At 61.9% G+C, this 4,530-nt stretch carries 3 protein-coding genes and 1 pseudogene; 2 read left to right on the forward strand and 2 right to left on the reverse strand.

Annotated elements, in window-relative coordinates; genetic code table 11:
* The first annotated feature begins 50 nt into the window (after positions 1-50).
* A complete protein-coding gene (locus tag ACOVQ0_RS16995) occupies positions 51-1,190 on the forward strand; it encodes an acyl-CoA dehydrogenase family protein (protein WP_421887172.1) in 1,140 nt (379 codons plus the stop codon).
* A 157-nt stretch (positions 1,191-1,347) separates the two neighbouring features.
* Positions 1,348-2,151 carry an SDR family oxidoreductase gene (locus tag ACOVQ0_RS17000; protein WP_421887175.1) on the forward strand — a complete coding sequence of 268 codons (804 nt, stop codon included), beginning with the start codon at positions 1,348-1,350 and terminating at the stop codon, positions 2,149-2,151.
* Positions 2,152-2,276: 125 nt separating this feature from the next.
* Here the strand turns inward: ACOVQ0_RS17000 and ACOVQ0_RS17005 are convergent, their stop codons facing one another.
* Both ACOVQ0_RS17005 and ACOVQ0_RS17010 read right to left on the reverse strand, forming a co-directional pair.
* A complete protein-coding gene (locus tag ACOVQ0_RS17005) occupies positions 2,277-3,926 on the reverse strand; it encodes an FAD-dependent oxidoreductase (protein ID WP_421887177.1) in 1,650 nt (549 codons plus the stop codon).
* A 286-nt stretch (positions 3,927-4,212) separates the two neighbouring features.
* A pseudogene (locus ACOVQ0_RS17010) lies at positions 4,213-4,530 on the reverse strand (guanylate kinase); the annotation flags it as partial.

The raw sequence follows: 4,530 nt of genomic DNA on the forward strand, positions 1-4,530 counted from the left end.
AGACAGCCCCTCTCCCCGACCCTCTCCCCTGAAGGGGAGAGGGAGAGAAAATGCCGCTTTACCACACCGAAGATCAGGCCATGCTGGCCGATACCGTCACCGGTTTCATGGCCGGCGAAGGCGCGATCAAGCAGCAGCTTCGCCACTATCGCGATATGAACTGTCAGGACGGTTTCGGCCATGCCCTGTGGCAGCAGTTCGCGGAAATGGGCCTCACCGGAATGCTCGCCAGCGAAGCTGATGGCGGCCTCGCTATGGGCCACGTCGAAGCCGGGATCGTCCTGCGCGAGATCGGGCGCAACCTCACCCCGTCGCCGTTTCTCACCACTTCCGTCATGGGCGTTACCGCGCTTTCGGGCGGCTCTGACGATCTGCGCGGGCGCTGGCTGCCGGGCGTGATCGCGGGTGAAAGCGTGCTGGCGGTTGCGGTTGACGAAAGCCCCAAGCATCGCCCCGAACGCATCGCTTGCAAGGCCGAAAAGGCGGGCAATGGCTTCCGTCTGCAGGGCCGCAAGGCCTTTGTGGTCCACGGGGCCTCGGCAGATGCGATCATTGTCGCCGCGCGCACTTCGGGCAGCGACAATGATGCCGATGGCATCACGCTGTTTGCCGTGCCGAAGGACGCAGCGGGTGTATCCCACGAAAATCTGCGGCTGGTGGACAGCGCTATGGCCAGCAATGTCACGTTCGACGGCGTGGAACTGGATGGCGATTGCGTGATCGGCGAAGTCGATGGCGGTCGCGCGCTGCTGAACAGGGTGATCAACGCCGGGCGCATCGGTGCAGCAGCAGAGCTGACCGGTGTGGGGCAGGGGGCGTTCGACATCACCACCGCCTATCTCAAAACGCGCAAGCAGTTCGGGCAGTTGATCGGTGAGTTTCAGGCGTTGCAGCACCGCGCTGCACACCTCTATTCCGAACTGGAAATTGCCGAAGCTGCCGTGATCAAGGCGCAGCAACTGCTTGATGGCAATTCCGAACGTGCGGACCTGATGGTTTCGGTGGCCAAGGCCAAGGCTGCCAAAGCGTGCAACCTTGCCGTGCGCGAAGGTGTGCAGATGCACGGCGGCGTTGGCATGACCGACGAGTTCGACATCGGTCTTTACATGAAGCGTGACCGTTCGCTGGCCGAATTCATGGGTGACCAATATTATCACGCCGAGCGCGTGGCACAGCTCAGCGGCTATTGAGACTCATTTGTTTCCGTCACACCATTCCACTTCGTCATCCTGAACTCGTTTCAGGATCCATTTCGCCAATCAGACCAGCGTTCTCGGTCGAGAAATGGACCCCGGATCAAGTCCGGGGTGACGAATTGGGCTTGGTAAGGCAGGCAGGAGAATACCAATGGATTTCAGCAAACTCTTCAGCCTTGAAGGCCGCATCGCAGTCGTCACCGGCGGTTCGCGCGGGATTGGCGAGATGATCGCCGAAGGCTTCATCGCCGCTGGTTGCGAGCGCGTTTACATCACCGCGCGCAAGGTTGCCGTGGTTGAGGAAACCGCCGCCCGCCTCGGCCCGAAGTGCATCGCTATTGCCGGTGACATTTCGAACGTTGCAGGCATCGAACAACTTGCCGCTGATCTTGCCGCTCGCGAAAGCCGGATCGACATCCTCGTCAACAATGCGGGTGCTGCCTGGGGCGCGGATTTTGAGGACTTTCCCGAAGTGGGCTGGGACAAGGTGATGGACCTCAACGTCAAGACCCCGTTCTTCCTCACGCAGAAGCTGCACGGGCTGCTCAAAGCGGCTGCCAGCAAGGAACAGCCCGCTAAGGTGATCAACATCGCCTCGGTCGATGGTCTGCGCCTCAACCCTTGGGAAACCTACAGCTATCAGGCGTCGAAATCGGCGCTTGTCCATCTTACAAAGCGGATGGCCGCGCGGCTGATCAAGGACCAGATCGTCGCCAGTTGCATCTGCCCCGGCGCATTCCCTTCGGAAATGAACAAGGCAGCGGCAAAGAATCCCGAAGCTTCGGCCAAGGGCATCCCGTCAAAGCGTGTCGGCACGATCGAGGATATGGCAGGCGGCGCGATCTTCCTTGCCAGTCGCGCGGGCGATTACGTGGTTGGCACCCCGCTGCCGATTGATGGCGGCATCGTCAATGGCTGGATTCCCGATACGGCCATTGATCCTTCGGGGCATTGATTGCGCTGAAGGGGAAGTGCCCCCGCGAAGGCGGGGGCCTCGGTGTTGTTAAGGAACGCTTGCGTAAACCGACTGAGGCCCCCGCCTGCGCGGGGGCGCTCTCTAACCAGGAAATCGCACCCTACTCACACGTTCGGCAGATGCTCCGCCAGATGACGCCCGGCGATATAGCCGAAGGTCATACCCGGCCCCAGCGTGCCCCCTGCGCCGCCGTAAACGTCGCCCAGAACCGCCGCCATTGCATTGCCTGCTGCGTAAAGGCCGGGAATCGGATTACCGTCCCAGTCCACCACTTGCGCATCGGCGTTGGTCTTCGGCCCGCCAGCGGTGCCCAGCGCGCCCGCTTCCATCTTGACCGCAAAGAACGGCCCTTGATCGATCGCGCCCAGTGTGCGGTGCGGCGGATCGAAATCCATGTCACCCCACATGTAGAAGTTGTCGTAGGTGTTGTCGCCACGGTTGAAATCGTCGTCGTGGCCGTTGCGCACCATCTGGTTGAAGCGTTCGACCGTGGCGGTCAGGCCTGCCGGGTCGATCCCGGCCTTTGCGGCCAGTTCTTCCAGCGTATCGGCCTGCATCATGAACGAAGGCACCGGTCCACCCGCAGGGGTGTTGAAGGTGTGGTACTTGTTGCGATAGCGCTGATCGATAATCAGCCAGTACGGCAGGTTGGCATAGCTGTGCGTGCCCGCGTCAAAAGCGTGGAGCGACTTGCCCAGCGCATTGTAATTCGCGGCCTCGTTGACGAAGCGCTTGCCCGCGCGGTTGACAAGGATCGCGCCCGGCCTTGCACGTTCATCCGATCCCAGCAGATAGTTCGGCTTGGCCGAACGGTGCTGTGGTTCGAACTCCAGAACGCTCTGCATCCAGAAGGCGTTCTGCATATTGCCCAGCTGCGCCCCGGCTTCAATCGCCATCAGCAGGCCATCGCCTTCGTTTTCTGGCACGCTGACCGGGCCGGTGAGGGGGCCGCGCACGAAGGTTTTCACCAGCGTTTCGTTCCATTCGAACCCGCCCGTGGCGATCACCACGCCGCGCCGCGCACGCACGGTATAGGGCTTGCCATTGGCATCTTCGGCAATCACGCCGACGATGCGGTCGCCATCCTTGACCAGCTTTCGCGCCCGCTTTTCGAACTCCACGGGAATGCCGCGATCCAGCACTGCAAGGAACAGCGATCCGGCAAGCGCCTGACCAAGCCCGCGATAATCGCCCCGCTCACGCTCGGCCAACGTCTCTTCGTCCAGCGAGCCGCGGATCGCTTCCATCAGGCTGCCGCGCAGGGGGTAGGCCATCTTGCTGGGATTGACGCGGGTGGCCCACTTGCCCAACCGTTCGAACGAGAATGCTTCGTTATCGAGCGAGCGTCCGCCATCGGGCTTCGCACCCGGCGAATAGGGCTGATAATCGGGGAAATCGGCAAAGGCGCACAGCCGCACCGGCGTTTTCTCGGCCAGATAGCGCAGCATTTCCGGGCCGTTCTGCATGAATGCCCACAGCGTTTCCGGGTCGAGCATCCCCGGTGCCAGCGAATCGAGATAGGTGACGATATCCTCGTCGCTGTCTTCGATCCCGGCTTCGTGCTGGTGATGGTTGTTGGGGATCCACAGCATCCCGCCCGACATGGCCGTGGTGCCACCCACCATGCCGTTGCGTTCAAGGATCACGACATCCTTCGCGCCAAAATCATGCGCAGTGATCGCCGCCGTCATCGCCGCGCCGCCCGAACCGAGCACCACCACATCGGCTTCGCGGTTCCATTCCATCTCGGTCATCAACCCTCTCCACAAGGCAACTTCCGGGCCGCTCGGGCGTGCTCCGGCAAGATCAGGGGAGAACCTAGGGTGGTGGGCCTACAGGCGGCCACTCTGAAATGTCGCAGGTTGGAGAGTGATTTGCGAGGTGGTGGTTTCAGAGGTGGTTGTTCCAACGCATTTGCATATCCACCACAGTCACTTGCGCCCCCGCGCAGGCGGGGGCCTCAGTCGGTTTACACTACCATTCCGTAACAACACCGAGGCCCCCGCCTTCGCGGGGGCGCAAGGGCAGGGACTGACGCGATTACCCCCGCATCAACCCACGCACAAAGTCGATCAGTCCGGTCTGCCGGGTGCGCTTCATGCGCTCTGCTGCCAGAATCTCGCGGACCTTTTCGTAGCAGCCCTCAACCTCGTCGTTGATCACCACGTAATCGTAGCCGTCCCAGTGGCTGATTTCGGCCTGCGCGCGCGACATGCGTGCGGCGATCACTTCGGGGCTGTCGGTGCCGCGCCCGGTCAGGCGGCGGTGCAATTCTTCAAGGCTGGGCGGCAGGATGAACACGCGCACCACATCGGCCTGCGCCTTCTGGTAAAGCTGCTGCGTGCCCTGCCAGTCGAT

The organism is Novosphingobium sp. (assembly GCF_049240505.1).
Taxonomy (GTDB): domain Bacteria; phylum Pseudomonadota; class Alphaproteobacteria; order Sphingomonadales; family Sphingomonadaceae; genus Novosphingobium.

Coding starts and splice junctions, on each gene's coding strand:
- ACOVQ0_RS16995 (WP_421887172.1), top strand. CDS start 51: ATGCCGCTTTACCACACCGAAGATCAGGCCATGCTGGCCGATACCGTC.
- ACOVQ0_RS17000 (WP_421887175.1), top strand. CDS start 1,348: ATGGATTTCAGCAAACTCTTCAGCCTTGAAGGCCGCATCGCAGTCGTC.
- ACOVQ0_RS17005 (WP_421887177.1), bottom strand. CDS start 3,926: ATGACCGAGATGGAATGGAACCGCGAAGCCGATGTGGTGGTGCTCGGT.